Origin of the sequence: Streptomyces sp. BK022, from assembly GCF_004217355.1 — a bacterium.
Lineage (GTDB): Bacteria > Actinomycetota > Actinomycetes > Streptomycetales > Streptomycetaceae > Streptomyces > Streptomyces griseoluteus.
Map to the genome: position 1 here is coordinate 65675 of NZ_SHKU01000006.1, position 16190 is coordinate 81864.

At 68.9% G+C, this 16190-nt stretch carries 15 protein-coding genes; 5 read left to right on the plus strand and 10 right to left on the minus strand.

Annotated features, from left to right (window positions below; translation table 11 throughout):
- Positions 1-15 precede the first annotated feature (15 nt).
- The 3 genes from EV284_RS24035 to EV284_RS24045 all read right to left on the minus strand — a co-directional run bounded on the left by EV284_RS24035 (position 16) and on the right by EV284_RS24045 (position 2782).
- Positions 16-1779 carry a tyrosine-type recombinase/integrase gene (locus EV284_RS24035; RefSeq protein ID WP_130337607.1) on the minus strand — a complete coding sequence of 588 codons (1764 nt, stop codon included), beginning with the start codon at positions 1777-1779 and terminating at the stop codon, positions 16-18.
- Positions 1776-2072 (minus strand): helix-turn-helix domain-containing protein, encoded by a 297-nt coding sequence (locus EV284_RS24040; protein ID WP_130337609.1) that lies wholly within the window; start codon positions 2070-2072, stop codon positions 1776-1778. The genes EV284_RS24035 and EV284_RS24040 overlap by 4 nt, the downstream gene beginning before the upstream one ends.
- Positions 2073-2242: 170 nt before the next feature.
- Entirely contained in the window at positions 2243-2782 is a 540-nt protein-coding gene (locus tag EV284_RS24045; RefSeq protein ID WP_207229122.1) for a helix-turn-helix transcriptional regulator, read from the minus strand.
- 278 nt (positions 2783-3060) lie between these two features.
- On the opposite strand from EV284_RS24045, the gene EV284_RS24050 reads away from it, so the two are divergent.
- From EV284_RS24050 to EV284_RS24070, 5 genes are all read left to right on the plus strand, one after another.
- Positions 3061-4581: a DnaB-like helicase N-terminal domain-containing protein gene (locus EV284_RS24050; protein WP_130337611.1), complete on the plus strand. Its 1521-nt coding sequence runs from the start codon at positions 3061-3063 to the stop codon at positions 4579-4581.
- A 253-nt stretch (positions 4582-4834) separates the two neighbouring features.
- Complete coding sequence (locus tag EV284_RS24055) at positions 4835-6175, plus strand: hypothetical protein (RefSeq protein ID WP_130338407.1); 1341 nt, start codon at positions 4835-4837, stop codon at positions 6173-6175.
- 218 nt (positions 6176-6393) lie between these two features.
- On the plus strand, positions 6394-6954 hold the full coding sequence (locus EV284_RS24060; protein WP_130337613.1) for a MobC family plasmid mobilization relaxosome protein: 561 nt from the start codon (positions 6394-6396) through the stop codon (positions 6952-6954).
- A complete protein-coding gene (locus tag EV284_RS24065) occupies positions 6951-8663 on the plus strand; it encodes a mobilization protein (RefSeq protein WP_130337615.1) in 1713 nt (570 codons plus the stop codon). The genes EV284_RS24060 and EV284_RS24065 overlap by 4 nt, the downstream gene beginning before the upstream one ends.
- Before the next feature lie 157 nt (positions 8664-8820).
- A complete protein-coding gene (locus EV284_RS24070; protein WP_130337617.1) occupies positions 8821-9345 on the plus strand; it encodes a hypothetical protein in 525 nt (174 codons plus the stop codon).
- Positions 9346-9444: 99 nt separating this feature from the next.
- Here the strand turns inward: EV284_RS24070 and EV284_RS24075 are convergent, their stop codons facing one another.
- The 7 genes from EV284_RS24075 to EV284_RS24105 all read right to left on the minus strand — a co-directional run bounded on the left by EV284_RS24075 (position 9445) and on the right by EV284_RS24105 (position 16048).
- On the minus strand, positions 9445-9849 hold the full coding sequence (locus EV284_RS24075; RefSeq protein WP_130337619.1) for an NUDIX hydrolase: 405 nt from the start codon (positions 9847-9849) through the stop codon (positions 9445-9447).
- A complete protein-coding gene (locus tag EV284_RS24080; protein WP_242625808.1) occupies positions 9846-10649 on the minus strand; it encodes a hypothetical protein in 804 nt (267 codons plus the stop codon). Before EV284_RS24080 ends, EV284_RS24075 begins: the two co-directional genes overlap by 4 nt.
- Positions 10650-10837: 188 nt before the next feature.
- Positions 10838-11860 (minus strand): glycosyltransferase, encoded by a 1023-nt coding sequence (locus tag EV284_RS24085; protein WP_130337621.1) that lies wholly within the window; start codon positions 11858-11860, stop codon positions 10838-10840.
- 1 nt (position 11861) lies between these two features.
- Complete coding sequence (gene serS / locus EV284_RS24090) at positions 11862-13154, minus strand: serine--tRNA ligase (protein WP_130337623.1); 1293 nt, start codon at positions 13152-13154, stop codon at positions 11862-11864.
- Complete coding sequence (locus EV284_RS24095) at positions 13147-13863, minus strand: histidine phosphatase family protein (RefSeq protein WP_130337625.1); 717 nt, start codon at positions 13861-13863, stop codon at positions 13147-13149. Before EV284_RS24095 ends, serS begins: the two co-directional genes overlap by 8 nt.
- A complete protein-coding gene (locus EV284_RS24100) occupies positions 13860-14798 on the minus strand; it encodes an aminoglycoside phosphotransferase family protein (RefSeq protein ID WP_130337627.1) in 939 nt (312 codons plus the stop codon). The genes EV284_RS24095 and EV284_RS24100 overlap by 4 nt, the downstream gene beginning before the upstream one ends.
- Positions 14798-16048 carry a methionine adenosyltransferase gene (locus EV284_RS24105; protein ID WP_130337629.1) on the minus strand — a complete coding sequence of 417 codons (1251 nt, stop codon included), beginning with the start codon at positions 16046-16048 and terminating at the stop codon, positions 14798-14800. Before EV284_RS24105 ends, EV284_RS24100 begins: the two co-directional genes overlap by 1 nt.
- Positions 16049-16190: the final 142 nt, after the last annotated feature.

The window sequence follows — 16190 nt, forward strand, 5'->3', positions numbered from 1 at the left end:
TCGGCCACGCCCAGGTCACCACTCGTCAGTATCGCCGTACTTCCCCGGGTTCTTGGCGCGATCCACAGCCTGTGCGCAAGCCTCGGCGAAGGCCGATTCCACGGCCGCCTTGTCCGTGCCCCGCACCTGGGCCTCGACCTCCTGGCCTGAACCGGGGCGCCGGGCCGTACGCCAGGCGGAGACTCGATCGGTGTAGGCGCCCGTTTCGAACTCCCAGGCTGGCACAGACCACTGCTCGGGGAGTCCAGCATCCATGCGTTTCCCGCCAGGGAGGAACAGGGCTCGGGCGTGGAAGACGACGGCCCGCTCCGGAATGCAGTCGCGAATGGCGCTCTCGCCGCCGGGCCCCTGGTGCTCCCAGCGCCAGCGGTCCCATTCCTCGACCAATGCGGTGTGATCGGGCCAGTCCTCGCTCCACCGTGCGGCGACCTCGTGGGCGTGCTCGCGGTGGAGGAACGGAACGCGCCGCTCTCCGAGGCGGGCGACGTGTACCACCAGCTCAACGGGGACGGGGCTCTGGTCGGCACTCAGCACAGCACTTCCGGTCTGGTCCGTGCCCCACAGAAGGCCGCCGATCTTGTCGGCGGTGTCCTTGAGGACGCGGCTGGTGAGGTGCTGGTAGCGGCGGCGCATCCGAGCAGACTTGCCGGGCCCCCAGCCCATGACGGCGTCAACAACCGCGTCGGCGACGCCGAGGATAAGCAGGACGGTAGCCGCGGTGTGGCGAGCGTCGTGGAGTCGGGCGTCGCGGACGCCTGCGGCCTTCAGCAGCTCCTTCCACTTGTGGTAGTCGGTGTTCGGGTTCAGGGGCTCGCCGGTAGGTGAGGTGAACACGTACCCCTTCTCGGTCCACAGGTCTCGGGCGACGGTGCGCTCGCGGGCCTGCTCCTGCTTGTGCTGCCGCAGCAGCTGGAGGAGTTCATCAGGGACACCGATGGGCCGCTGACCGGCGCGAGACTTGGCACTCTTCGTCTCGCGACGGGTGTTGATCTTCTGAGGGCAGTAGCCGGGCTTGCGGCCACAACGATCGCCGCAGCCGTGTTTGTAGCGAGGCCGCAGCCGGCCGCGCCGTACGCGGATGACCCCGAGCTCGAAGTCGACGTCGTCCCACTGCATGCCAAGCACCTCGCCCTGGCGGAGGCCAAGCGCGAGCGCGATAACCCAGCGGGCGGTGTTGCGATGCTTGACCGCTTCGGCAAGGAGGCTCTGCACCTCTTCGACCGTGTACGGCTCGACCTCCTCCTCTTCAATTTTGGGGGCCTTGGCGATGGAGGCCGGGTTCGAGGTGAGGTGCTGACGGCGTACGGCCTCGTTGAGGGCAGTGCGGGCCGTACGGTGCGCCTGGTGTGCGGTACCGGCCGCGCTGCCGTTCTCCTGCATCTTCTTGTAGAAGCGCTCCAGGTGTTCAGGTTGCAGCTTCTCCAGGCGATGGGCGCCCAGGCCGGGTATGAGGTGGTGATAGACCGCCACGCGGTAGCCGTCGATCGTGTTTTCCGAGACATGCACGGCGGCGATGTTCTCGACCCAGTGGGTGAGCCACGTCGTCACGGTCCACGACTGACCGGCCTTGCGTACGGTGCCCTTGTCGCGCTGGCGCTCCAGCTCCCGAACAGCCTTGGTGACTTCAGCACGAGTCTTGCGGCCGACGTGGCGGCGGTCGGGGCGACCGTTGTCCTTGACGCCGACGGTGACGTAACCGTGCCATCGGCCGTCCTTCCCTTGGAAGATCGAGGAGGCGCCGTTGGGTTGACGGGTCTTCGCAGTACGAGGCTCGGTCACGCGGCGGTCCCGAAGTCCGACGCGTCAAGACGGCGGGTCAGGAAGTCGTTCACCGCCTCCGCTGGGATTCGTCGGAGACTGCCGATCTTGACCGAGGCGATCTCGCCGGAAGAGACGTACTCGTACAGCTTGGTCCGGCCGATGCCGATCCGGCGGGCGGCCTCGGAGACCGTGAGGGCGACCAGGGTCGCGTCGCCAGCGGATCGCCGCTCGGCCATCAGGGTGCGCAGGGCATCTTCAGGGACGTCCAGGAACTGGGCTATCTGGGAAATGGGCAGCGCGGGCTGCGGCATGGGGATACTCCTCCCGCCGGCATCGCGGCGTCGCGGGAGCGGCAACTCCCGTCGGCCCGGCCGGTGGTGTCGTTCAGGGATGGATGGGTGGGTGGTGATCGTCGGCGGTGGAGACCGCCGTGCGTGAGGTTTCTCGGCGTTCGTAGCGCCGTGGACGAGGCAGCGGCTGGCTATTCGCCAGCGGGGGGCTGCCCCTGGTTTCGCAGGTGCGCCCGGGACGGGTGCAGGTTTCTCTGCAGGGCACGTTCTTCGAGCCGGAGGAGCTCGTCGACCTGCCCCCTCTGCTCAGGCCCCTTGTCCCCGTAGGCGTCGAGTTCCCTCTGGAGCTCGCCCAGTTGCATCTGGTTCTGGTCGATCGCGGCTCGCAGTTGGCGGTACTCCCGCGTCATCTGGACGTACTCGCGGGCGAGCTGGCGGATACGGGGTGTGGCCAGCTCACCTGGCGGTCCGGTCAGGTCCTGCATGGTGACGTCGAAGACCTTGCAGAAGCCGAGCGCCTCGTCGAGGTTGACCCTGCGACGGGGTTTGCCGCTCTCGATGCGCCAGATCGCTGACTGGTTGATCGGATGGCCGGCAGCGGCCATCTCTTCGGCCAGCTTCACGGTGCTCCAACCGCGGACCTCTCGCTCCAGTTTGATGCGTGCGGCGACGTGGTCCTCCGGCACCGGCCGACCAGGGCCGGAGCGCTCCGCGCCTTCCTCACCGCTCATGCGCACCTCCCTTCACACGACAACCGGGTCCATTGGGGCCAGCGTCCACAACTAAACCTCGTTGCGGAATGAAATGCAAGGCGTTGCGTTGCCGAAATTCTCGGCTATGGTCGTAGTCCGCCGTACAGCGGTGGACGGATCCGCACACGCAAGCGGCCCCGGTGCTACGAACACCGGGGCCGAAGTAGAGGCTCCACCGCACAACCATCCATCCCTGAACGATCGAAACCGGAGGCCGGGGTTGCCGCCCCGTAATGGCCTGCCGGGTGAGGAGCTCTATGCCTCAGGGTACGACCCTGCCGACCCAGACGCCATCCCGCTTCGACGATGACCCCACGTCGATGGAGCCGCCCTACAGCGTGGAAGCCGAGTGCGCGGTGCTCGGCGCCTGCATGCTCTACAGCGACGTAATCGACACCGTCCGACCGGTCCTGGGCGATGACGCCTTCTACCGGCCCGCGCACGAAACGATCTGGCGTGCGCTGCTCGCCCTGCACCGAGAGGGCAGGCCGACCGACCCGATCGTCCTGACCGAACTGCTCACGGGCCAGGGGGACCTGAAACGTGTCGGCGGCGCCGTCTACCTGCACGAGCTCGCTCGCATGCTCTACGACGCCGGCAGCGCGGAGTACCACGCGGAGATCGTCCGCAAGAAGGCCGACCTACGCCGTCTGCTCGCCTCCGCCGTACGTGCCGTACAACGGGCCCAGGAGCCGGGCGCCGACCCCGAGGCGATACGCAGCGAGGTCGAAGCGGAGGTACGCGCCGAACGCGAGCGCGCGCTCGCCTCAGGACAGGGGCGGTTGTCCCGCTTCGCCACTGACGGGTGGTCGTTCGTCAAAGAGAGCGGCGCAGACGCCGAGCCCCTGTGGGGCACCCGCGAGAAGACCGTCTGGGCCCCCGGCGAGAGCCTGATGATCGTCGGGGCTCCGGGCGTCGGCAAGACCACCCTGGCCCACCAGGTGATCTTCGCTCGCCTCGGCTTGCAGGAGACGGTCCTGGAGATGCCCGTCGCCCCCAGCAGGCGCGTGCTCTACCTGGCCATGGACCGTCCCAAGCAGATCGCCAAGGCCATGGCCCGCCGCGTCTTCCCCACGGACGAGAAGATCCTGCGCGAGCGGCTCGTGGTCTGGGAAGGTCCGCTGCCCGCCACGCTCGACAAGGAACCCGACCTCCTCGCCGACCTCGCCGCCGCCCACCAGGCCGACACCATCGTGATCGACAGCCTCAAGGACGCGGTCAGCACGATGGTCGACGACAGCCTCGCGGTCGCCTTCCACAACGCCCGCATGCGCGCCCTGCGCAACGGTGTGGAGATCATGGAGCTGCACCACCAGCGCAAGGCCACCGCCGACGCGCCGCGCGGGCAGCGTCCCAGCCTGGACCAGGTCTATGGCTCCACCTGGATCACCGCCGGCGCGGGCAGCGTCCTGTTCGTCACCGGCCGGGCAGGCGACCCCGCCGTCACCCTGCACCACCTCAAGACCCCCACCGGTGAAGTCGGCCCTCTGGACGTCACACACGACCATGTGCGCGGCACCACGACCGTCGACCCCACCAAGGACCCCGCTGTCCTGCTACGCAACGCCCCCAACGGGCTGACCGCACGCGACCTGGCGACCGTCCTCATCGGCGGGGGCGACCCCGAACGTGCCGACATCGAGAAGGCGCGACGCCACCTCGGCCGCCTCGTCGACAGCGGTCTGGCCACCAAGGCCGACGGCATCGCAGGAGGGGCCGGAGGCGGCCAGCAGGCCCGCTACTACGCCTCCGCCCGCCACCTCACCGCCGTCGGCTGAACCCTCTACCAGCCCCCGGCGGAGCGTTCACGCGACCGTACACGCGGACCCTGCGCCCGCACACAGCCGTGAACCGCTCACAGCGCACACGCTCACCGCAAAACCGCAGGTAGAGCGATCACACGAGCGTCCACGCCGTACACGCACCCAAGCGATCACGCGCGGGGCCCCCTTTTAGAAGGGGGCCCGCGTGTACGCCCCCTCCGTGAACGCCGTGATCGCCTCCCCACCCTCCCTCGGAGTAGCCCCGTACATGCCGCCCGCGATAACCGGCACGCTCGCCACCATTTGGCTCCCCTCCCTCAACAGTCCGCTCCTGCCTGTGGCCGTCTTGGCCATCGCCGCCGGCGGGCTGCTTGCGGGCCTGATCGCCCGACGTAGGCAACACCGCCCCCACGATCGAAAGCCCCGCATCTCGGCCGCAGTCGTCACCGCTGCCGTGGCAGCGCTCGTGTGCACCGCCTATAGCGCGGACACCAGCTGGCGGTTCGCCGCCCACTACCTCGACATGCGCAACACCGCGGAACGCACCGCGATGTTCGCCGCCGCCGAACTCGCCCTGTTCTCGATGGCACTGATGGCCCGCCAAAACCTGCACGGGCCGAAGCAAGAGGCCGGCCTACCCGGAGTCCTGGTCTGGGTGCTCACCGCCATGCAGACCATCCCTGCCTACGCCGAGTCCGGCCCGGTCGGCGGCACCATGCGCGCCTTCACCGGCCCGGTAATGGCGGCCGTGCTGTGGCATCTGGCCATGGGCATCGAACTGCGCCAGCGCACCCCCGAAGCCGCATCCCGCGGACTCGCCGCGGTCCTCACACGGCAGGCCCGCGAACGGCTGCTCGCCCGTCTGGGAATTGTCGAGCAGGACCGGGAAGCCGCCCAGATCATCCACGACCGGGCCATGCACCGGGCCGTCGCCCTGGCCGCCCGCCTCGCCGAGATGGCACCGGAGCAGCGCACCGGGCGGGCAGGCAGGCGCACTGTGCGCCGCCTGTCCAAGGCCCTCGCTCGCTCGGGCATCGACGCCGACCCGCGCCGCAACGAGCAGCTGCTACGTCAGCTCGCCACCCGCCGCCAAGCAGCCGCTCTGGCCACCGTCGACATGCCCGGGCGCTGGACGACGCCCGCCGAGCAGCCCACCAGCCCGCCCGCAGCACCGTGCGACCACTCCCGGGCGGACGCCGACGAGCGGGCGGAAGGCGACGGGCGGGCGGAAGGCGACGGGCGGGCGGCAGACCGACCCCGCCCGCACCCATCGGATCCGGGCGACGAGGAACCCCTTCCGGGCGCCCGTTCTCGCCCGGAAACAACAGCCAGCCCGCAGGAGGCAGCTCCGCCGCCCACGGGCAGCGGCTCACCTACCCCGCCGGCCCAGAGCTCTACGCCGAATCCGAAGCGCTCGGGCCGCAAACCCCGCGCTTCCGACGAGATCCTTCGCGGCTACGCCCACCGTCTCCATGACGAGCACGGTCGCCTGTCCCGTGACTTCCTGGAACAGGTCGTACGCGGCGACGGATACAGCGTCGCCAGCGACCACGCCGGCGAAATCGTCCGCGCGGTCAAGGCCGAACTGAGCACCGCCCGCCAAGGCTGACGACCACCTCGCCCATCCTCCCGCCCCTCACGGAGAACCCGATCGTGACGCACGACCCCCACCACACCGATCACAACCCCGACGTACTGCTGCCTCAGGCGCAGTCGCCTACGCTGCTGGGACGTTTGCGGCGTGCGTTCGGACGGGCTGCTCCTGGCGGAGCCAGTAGTACCCCGAGTCCGACTCAAGGCCGGTCTTCGGGGGTCTCCGCCCCGGGGGTGGCGGAGACGGCCCAGCGCCAGGGGGCGCCGGACCAGGTAGCCGGGACCGAGGGCGGCCCCGACTCGGAAGAGCTTCACGCCGTCCAGCAGCAGATCCTGCACCCCGCACCTGCCGCCGAGCCGACGGCCGGCGAGCGAGCGGCGCAGAGCATCCAGCCAACGATCCGCCGTTTCACCGGCACCAAGCGGACCGTACGCGTCGGCCCGCTGCGCTTCACGAGCGACGAGCACGCCGACCTCCACGAGGCTGCCGCCGAGCACGGATACAAGGGCGAATCCGGCTTCGCCGCCGACATCGTCCTCGCCTTCGTATCCGGTCGGTTCACCGCGAACCTGCCGCTGTCCGAGGACCGCCGCCGCACCCACATGTTCCGCGCCCAGGTGCTGCGCGAGCTCAACCGCATCGGCGTCAACGTCAACCAGATCGCCCGCGCCCTCAACAGCGACCTCACCCCGCCCGGCATCCGCCACCGACTCGACGAGCTGCACCGCCTGCTGGAGCTGATCGCCGAGGCCCTGCGCGAACCGGCAGACTCCAGGAAGGACCAGGCCGCGTGATCGCCGCCATCAAACAGGCTGGGTCCAACACCCGTGGTCTGCTCGCCTACCTCTACGGCCCCGGCCAGCACGACGAGCACAACGACCCGCACATCGTCGCCGGCTTCGCCATGCTCGGCATGCCCGACCCTGGCCGCGACCAAGACGCCACCCTGACCCAGCTCGCCCACCACCTCGACGAGCCCGTTCATCTCCGGAACAGCGAGTTCGGAAGGAAGATCACCGACCACGTCTGGCACTGCCCCGTCCGCACCGCACCCGAGGACCGTCACCTCTCCGACGCCGAATGGGCCGACATCGCCCAGCGCATCGTCGAAGCAGCCGGCATCGCCCCGCCCGGAGACGACCTGGCCTGCCGCTGGATCGCCGTACGTCACGCAGACGACCACATCCACATCCTCGCCACCACCGTCCGCGAAGACGGCCGCCGCCCCAAGCTCCATGACAGCGGCATCCGCGTCGGCGACGCCTGCCGCCAGATCGAGAAGGACTACAGCCTGCGCCAACTGAAGAAGGGAGACCGCACCGCCGAAGGCCGACCCACCCAGGCCGAGATGCACAAGGCCCAACGCCTCGGCTGGGAGCAAACCAGCCGCGCATGGCTCCAGGACCGCATCCGCGCCGCCATCCCCCACGCCAGCAGCGCTGAAGAACTCCTCGCCTACCTCCAAGCCGACGGCATCGCGGTCAAACCTCGCCGCGGACCGTCCGGCGACCTCCTCGGCTACGCCGTCGGCCGCCCCGGCGACCTCAACAAGGACGGCGAACAGATCTTCCACCCCGGCGGAAAGATCGCCCCCGACCTCACCCTCCCCAAGCTCAAGGCCCGCCTCGAAACCGCAGCGCCAGAGGAACATCCCACCGCCCGCCGCAACCGGCCCAGCACCCCCTGGCACCAGGCCACCGATGCCCTCGACACCTTCCACGCCGGCATGGCCGACGACACCCACGTCCAGGCCCACATCACCGCGCTCGGTGAACTCATCGAAGCCACCGCCCAGAAAGCCCCCGCCCACCTCCAAGCCGAACTACGAGCAGCATCAAAGGCATTCGCCCGCGCACAACGCTCACAGATCCGCGCCGAGAACCAGGCCGCCCACACCCTGCGCAAAGCCGCCCGCGACATCGCCCACACCGCCACCGGCCCCGACGGCAGCGCCCTGGCCGCCCTGCTCACCGCCCTCGTCTGGGCCACGATCATCGCCGCCCGCTGGCACGAGGCGAAGAACCACGCCCACCAGGCCGAAGCCGCCCGCCAGACCCTCCACCACCTGAAGACTGCCGCCGATGACGCCCTCGCGCCCGTCGTCGACAACCTCGCGGCCCGTCAGCCGAGCGACCAGGCGCACCGGACCCTAACCCACGACGTCCGCGCCGCCATCCCCGACCACGCCGACCGCATCCTGACCGACCCCGCCTGGCCGGCCCTCGCCACCGTCCTGGCTGATGCCGAGGCCGGCGGCCACAAACCCCACCAGCTCCTCAAGGAGGCCGCCGCCCAGCGTGAACTCACCACCGCCCGCCAACCCGCCCGCGTGCTGATCACCCGCATCCAGCACACCAGCCGCAACCCCGCCCCTAACCCCCGCGCTGAAGCCGCCCGGCTACGCACCACCACTCGAACGCATGCGACCGGCCTCGGGACGTACGCGACACAGCCAGCCTCGACTCCTGTAACCGTGAATCCGATCAACCGTCCACGGATGTAAGGAGGTCGGCCCGACGCCACCCGGGGCCGGTACGCAAAAATCCCCCGACGGTCACACTTGGGCTTCTCGCGGCATCTCGCCACAGAAACCGCAAGATCGTCGACCAAGACCGTTCTCCTTCACGGCTGGGCGGTATGCCGTTACTACGGTGCCGGTCATGCGAGAAGTCGAATACCGGAGCAGTGGCGTTCCGTTGGAGGAATACGCACTTACCCGCAGGGACCACCGCCGTCAGAATCAGAGCGAGGAGACCGGCGAGTCGATTCGGCTTCAGGTCGAGGAGGACAACGCCAAATGCCGGGCAGACCCGGCGAGGGCGGAGCGCCGCCGCCAGGCGTTCGAGGCAGCCGCCAAACTGATGCAGTCCTTCAAGAAGCAGGACCACGAGATCATGCGGTGGCGTGTCCGTCTGTACTGCGGCCACATCATCGAGATTGCAGCCCACTACACGTACACCGACCCCATCTCCGCTGGGGCATACAGCAAGCGATGCCCTGAGTGCGGGGAAGACGAGCAAACGATCGTGGCCTTCGAACCCATCGGACTGCGCGCCGAGCCACCGGAACCAACGGAACCCACGCCTCCGCCACCTCCGAAGAAGCCGACACGAGCCCAGCTCGAACGACGCCTCAAGGCTCTGGAAGAGGAGAACGAACGTCTTCGCGGGAAGCTCACCGGGTGAAAGCGGACCCGCGCCAAGTCAACTGGTTCCTAGCGATCCATGGCCTTCTTCGGCGTATCCCAGGACCGCGATACGAACATGGCCTGACCCCAGGGCCAATCAGGAGATAAGAACCGAGTCCAGGTACTCCTGTACCGGCTCGAACAGTCCGTACGGCACGTACTGCGGGATCTCGCCGTGGGCGACCCAGGCCAGTTCGGCCAGTTCCTCGGTGTCCGCGACGTACGCGGTTCCGCCCAACACGTCACAGGCCGTGTACGACATCAGCCGGCCCGTCTTCGGGTGAACGCGCTCGCCGAGCAGCTTCACAGCGGCCACGGTCAGCCCAGTCTCCTCCCGGGCCTCCCGCACAGCGGCGTCCTCGAGGGCCTCGCCAGGCTCGACCTCACCAGCCGGGAACTGCCAGGAGAGCTGTCCCTCGCTGACGCGGCGGCGCACCATCAGCACGCGCCCCTCATGGACGACGATGGCTGCGGCGATGGGCCGCTGGCCCCCTTCCCTCATCTGCGGACCTCTTCCTCGATGGCACAAGCAATATGCGGCCACGGAGCACGTAGGGCACCGAAGAGTGACCAGTAGCCGTGCGCCTCGCGAACTACGGCGCTGACACCTAGGCGTACCGCTTCGGGGTCGATCGTGCCTATGACCCGCCGGGCGATACCCCCGGCCCCACGAGGTGCGGGGTTGATCCCGCTGCCCAAGAGGAGCGTGGCCGTACGGATGGCGTCCAGTGTGGTGGGCGGTGCCGAGCCGGCGAAGTCTCCGTAGACCAGGTCGCGCCAGCGCTGCTGGGTGCGTGCCCAGGCGAGACGTTCCAGTCCGGTTCCCAGATCGACGGCCATGTGGGTCGGGTCATTGGCATTCCACAGCAGGACGATGTCGCCGAGATCGAGCCCGAGGTGGCGGAAGTGCAGTGTGATGCCCGCGACCTCGCGCCGGCGCCAGGGTGTCAAGGTCCCGTGGATGCTCAGGTGGCGGGCGTGGAAGCCGAGTTGGGAGAGGACGGAGAACCAGCCGTCGAGAATCGCGCCGTACTCGTCGAGCCCTTCGACCGGTTGGACGCGGGAGATGTTGACGAAGGAAGTCAGGAAGCCGTCGCAGAGGTCGCCGGAGGTATCGCGTTCACCGGTGAAGCGGACGACGGGCTGGGGGAGGAAGCCCCTTCGGTAGGTCTGGGGTCTTCCGTCCTTGAGGAGCGGGTCGAGGGCCTGGATCGCCGAGATGGTCAGCTCCGTGTCGCGCCCCCAGCGGAGCGGGAGACAGTCATCGCGTGGAGCGCCGACGTGGGCGAAGGCGGTCTCCACGCTGCGGAGGAACTCCCTCCACGAGGATGGCTGGCGCGGTGGGCGGTAAGGGGTGTCTCGCCGCTGGTGTCGGATGGCGACGTGGGGACCGTCGATGGTGAACTCCCACTGAGGGTGGGATAACGCCTCACGGAGTACAGAGGGTATCCGCGAGGCCAGCGCGTCTCCGGTCGTACGAGCTGTGCTGGTCAGCACGACCGCGACGCCATCGCCAGGAAGTGCCGGGCTGGGTCGAAGCGGTGTTGGCCGATCTCCTGGACCCGCCGGTGGTCGAGGGTCTCCGCCTGCTCGATGGCGAGCGCGAGCCGCTGGGCCGCGGTCTCGGCGTCCTCGTCCGGGTCGGCCACGGTGATGGCGCCCGTCTGCTCGCAGAGGGCCGCCTCGGCACAGGTGCCCGTACGCCAGGTGAGCGCGGCCATGGGAGTGCCGGCACGGAGGGACTCGCCGAAGACGGCGGCGCCGGCTTCCACGTACGACCGGGCGTACGTGTAGACGAAGACGGACGCCTCGGCGATGGCGGCGGTCTTGGCGGGGCCGCCGAGTTCGCCACCCCACTTCACGTGGTTGGCGGTGAGGAGGCGCTCGTGGCGACGAACGTACGTCTCGTCGAAGACGGGGCCGACGATCTGGAGGCGCCGACCGAGGATCTGCGCTGCGCGGGCGGCGATGTGTGGTGCCTTGTCCTCGTCGATCCGGCCGAGCCAGACGAGGTCGCGTCCGGCGGTCGCCGGCGGTTCCTCCTCATCGAGGCCGAGGTGTACGGCCAGCTCGGGGATCGGCCGGTGGTCCGCGTACCGCTCGATCATCTCGGGCGAGTAGCAGTACAGCCGGGAGCGTCTGCCGTCGAAGGTGGTGGGGGTGTGCTGGAAGACCGGGGAGTGCTGGAAGGTGGCGACGTCGCAGTCCAGCGCGTTCCAGGTGCGGGTCCAGGCGGGCAGCGAGGGGTACTCGTGCCCGACGATCAGGAGGTCGTACTTGGTGTCGCGGACGTCGCGCTCGGCGAGCGATCCGGGGGTGATGTCCTCCAGGCGGACCGGCTTGCGGACCCAGTCGTTCTCCAGGTCCGTGAGCCAGCCCGGCCCGAGGAGGTGTACGTCGGCGCCTGCGGCCCGGGCGCCTACGGCGACCGCCCACAGCCATCGTTCGATCCCGCCGTAGCCGGCGGGCGGAAAGGCGTAGCTACCAGGGAAATCGCAGACGCCGACGAGCACGCTATGCCTCCGGTGTTCCGTCCGCCTTGATCCGGCGGAAGCCGAGGTACGGGAAGAGGGATTCGGGCAGGACGAGCGAGCCGTCCTCCTGCTGGCACTGTTCGAGGAGCGCGGCCAGCGTGCGTCCGACGGGCAGGCCGGAGCCGTTGAGGGTGGCGACGAGCTTGGGCTTGCCGTCCTCGCCTCGGGTCCGGATGTTGGCGCGGCGGGCCTGGAAGGTGCCGAAGTTGGAGACCGAGGAGATCTCCCGGTACGTGTTCTGGCTCGGGATCCAGACCTCGATGTCGTACGTGAGCTGGGCGGAGAAGCCGGTGTCACCGGCGGGCAGCTCGATGACCCGGTAGGCGAGGCCGAGTTCCTTCAGGCATGCCTCGGCGTGACCGACCATCGTCTCCAGCTCGGCGTCCGCCGTCTCCGGGTCGACGATCTTGACCATCTCGACCTTGGCGAACTGGTGCTGGCGGATCAGACCGCGGGTGTCCCGGCCGTAGGAGCCGGCCTCGGAGCGGAAGCACGGGGTGTGGGCGGTCATGGCCAGCGGCAGCTCGGCCGGCGGGATGATCTCGTCGGCGTAGAGGTTGGTCAGCGGGACCTCAGCCGTCGGGATCAGGAAGAGCTCGCGGTCGGCGACGCCGGTCTTGAACAGGTCCTCCTCGAACTTCGGGAGCTGGCCGGTACCGGTCATCGTCTTGCGGGTGACCAGGTAGGGGACCGCGTACTCGGTGTACCCGTGGCGACGGGTATGAAGGTCGAGGAAGAGCGTGGCCAGCGCCCGCTCCAGGGCGGCACCGGCACCGCGGGAGACCGCGAAACGCGGCCCGGAGAGCTTCGTCGCCCTGCCGAAGTCAAGGATGCCGGTGGCCTCGCCGAGGTCGACGTGGTCCTTCGGCTCGAAGGTGAACGCGGGGGGCGTACCGACGCGGCGTACCTCGATGGCGAACTCCTCGGAGTCGCCGTCCGGGGCGGAATCGTCCGGCAGGTTCGGGATGCTCAGGAGCAGGTCACGGAGCTGGGCCTCGATCCCCTCCTGCTCGGCCTCGATGTCGCGGATCTGGTCCTTCAGCTCGCGGGCGCGCTCCTTCAGCTTGCCGATGTCCCCGCCCTGCTTCGCGGTCTGCTGGACCTCGCTCGCCACCCGCTTGGACTCCGCCCGCAGCTCGTCGGCAGAGCGGATGTTCTGGTTGCGCCGGGACTGGAGGGACTCCAGCTCGGGCAGGTCCAGGGAGTAGCCGCGACGAGCGAGCCGACGAACAGCTTCGGCACCCATTTCGATCAGGGCGCGGGCGTCATGCATGAGGAAGATCCTTTTTATCCAGCGAATGGGATGGGGATACCGAATCGACGGTAGCAACCGCCGGCCCCTCGCTGATCCGGAATATGGCCGTGCCACCGGCGCCGCTGATCTTTTCGCACATGCTCGAATCAAGATCATCCAGGAGGGTGGTGATCAGAACGGGCAGCTCATCGTCGGGAATGGCGATCGGTTCGACGTACGGGGCCTCGGGAAGGAACAGCGGCATGGGCTCCCCCTCGCCGCGCTCGCGGTACCAGAGGAGGACGGAGACCATGAGGCCGTGGCCGACGAGCACCCTGGGACCGGGGTGCTCACAGGCGGAGAGCAACCCGGTGAGCATCCGCCGGATGCCCTCGCGCTGGGACTCGGACGCGTCGGGCGGACGCTCGTCGGCTCCGTGGGCGTCGAGCCAGACGGCATAGTCGAGGAAAGGGCCGTCCTCGAATTGCCCGTAGTCGAGTTCGTTGAGCCGCGCGTCGACGACGAGCCCGGCGGACGGAACGCCCATCAACAGCGACGTGGTCTGCCGCGCCCGGGGGAATTCACTGGTCAGCCAGGTGGCCACGGAGTGCAGGGGGAGCGTGGTCCAGGCGTGGCTCAGGGACGCCCGGCCTTCCTCATCGAGGTGGATGCCCTTCTCCGGGTCGCCGTTGACGAGGTAGCGCTTGCTGTAGTTCGTCTGGCCGTGGCGAAGGATGTACGTCGTCATCGGTCCCGCCCCGTCCCGAACGTCGCCGTCCCGACTGCCATCAGAGAGGACAACACCGCCGCGATCTTCGGCCTCGCGGGGTCGCCGATCTCCGTGTAGTAGAGAAGCCCGTCGAGCGCGAGCGCCCTGCACCAGGGCGTGATCTCCGGTACGGGGATGCGGGAGATCCGGGCGGCCGTGGCGAGCCGATCGGCCATCCCTTGTTCGAGGTCGTAGTAGACGCTCCAGAAGGCCCAGTCGAAGACCGCGTCACCCTCCACAGGGTGGGGATCGATCAGATGAGGGCGCTGCTCCACGTCAAAGATCACGTTCTCCGTGTACAGGTCGGCGTGCAGGACCGTCGTCCGGGTGGGGACCTCGCGCAGGCCGGCGAGCTCGTGGCATACCTGCCTCGCGATTCCTCCGTGGGAGCCGAGGTCGAGGACGCGCATCCGTCGGTGGACGCGCGGTAGGACGACCTCGTGAAGGAAGTCATCCAGGCTGGGCACGCCCGGTCCGGGCGTACGCCGGCCGAGCGTGTGAAGCCTGTGGATCGCGGCGGCCACCGCCTGTGTCTCGCGTACGGGACGGACATCGCCCCCAGGCTGCCCGCCGACAAGCTCAAGGGCAGCCACCGACAGGTCATCCCCGGCGTGGACAACGTTCGCGGTCGGGCCACCGGCCCACACCCGCAAGGCGGCCGTCTCTTGGCGGTAGCGGGCGGGCTCCACCCACGCCTTCAGCACCAAGCGGCTCCGATCAGGGGCCACGGCGAGCGCGACCGCCGAGGCGTGTCCCGCGTCGTGGTAGCTCCTCAGCGAGAGGTTCCACCGCCTGGCCGCCTGGGCCAGGCGGCCAGGGGCAGTGTCCAGCCACTCTTCGACCGAAGGGCCGTAGTGCGTGAGCAACCGCTCCCGACACCCCGACGGCACATCTCCGAGCGTGCGCCTGGCCATCAGCTCAGCACGATCCCGTCGGAGACCAGCTCGTCCGTGAGGGCGGGGAATCCCTCCAGGGTCTCGGCGACGATGGCCTGGACCTTGTCGGTCTCGACGTGCGGAGAGGAGAGCCGGATCAGAATGCGCCATGGCTGGTCGAGACGCTTGCCGGTGGTGCTGACCAGGTGGACCTCGGCGTGGCCGTCGGTAGCTTCGTGCAGCCGCTGGGCCAGGCGCTGGGCGGCTATGTTGTAGAGCTTGCCGACGTGATAGACGGGGTTCTTGCCATTGGCGCCCTCCAGGTTCATCGGCCGCAGGGGCGTGATGAGCCCGTTGACGCGGTTACCGCGACCGACGACGCCCTCGTCTCCGGACTCGATCGAGCTGCCGGTGTAGGTGAGGTACAGCTCGTCCTTCTCCGGGACGTCGCGGGCGTTGAGCCGGAAGCGGGCGTCGGCGCCGGGAAGCCTGAGGCCGGCGAGCCGGTAACACTCGGCGAGGACGCTCTCGGCGTTCCGGACGTACTCGGTGCGGCTGTCGACGTGGCGCGACTTCTGCGGCACGCACAGGACGACATCGGCCTGGTCACCGTCCCAGTAGCCCATGAGCTTGACGTCCGAGCCGCACCAGGCGTGGGAAAGCGTGAACTCGCTCTCGCCGGAGAAGTGGTTCACCAGTTCGCGGACGAACGACTCGAAGGTGTTCTCCGGAGCCCATCCGGTCCCGAGCGAGGTGTCGTTCGACAGCCGGACCCGCCGCTCGCGCAGGTCGTCAATGGAGCGGGGGTTGAACCAGCGGGTGCGGTCCGGGACCTCGTCGCCGGTGAGGACGGCGCCGGGGCTGGAATTGCTGGTGATGTTGAACTTGATGTCGAGATGGTCCGAGACCTCGCGAAGCCTCTCGGCGAAGAACGCGCGGACCTCGGCCTCGACGATCTCCTCGACGGGGATCTTCTCACCCCCGCACATGGGCGCGGCCCGCCCGTTGACCAGGACGCGAACCGGGTCCGTGATCCGGCCGGCTCCGTATCGGACCTCGCTGGCCCCGCCGAGGAGGGCGAGCTTGTCGAAGTTGTGGTGCAGCACGGCGCCGAAACGCTGGACGGTGTAGTGGCTGTACGCGCGGGACAGCCGCTCGGCGAGGTGATCGGCCAGGGTGTCCGGGTGGCCGAGGCCCTTGCGCTCCACGATGGTCGTCGCGTCCGGCGTGGCCGAGCCGGTGTCGATGACGAGGTGGCTGTGGTTGATGGTCGTGCTCGTACGAGGCATCACGAACTCCCGTTCACCGGAGGACAGGACAGGGACGAGCGCTACTGAGACTTGCGGAGATGGCAACTATCCGGGCCCTACGAGTCCCATTCGAGGGCTCTGACAGGACATCAAAAGGACTTCCAAAGGGCGTTGTTGACTT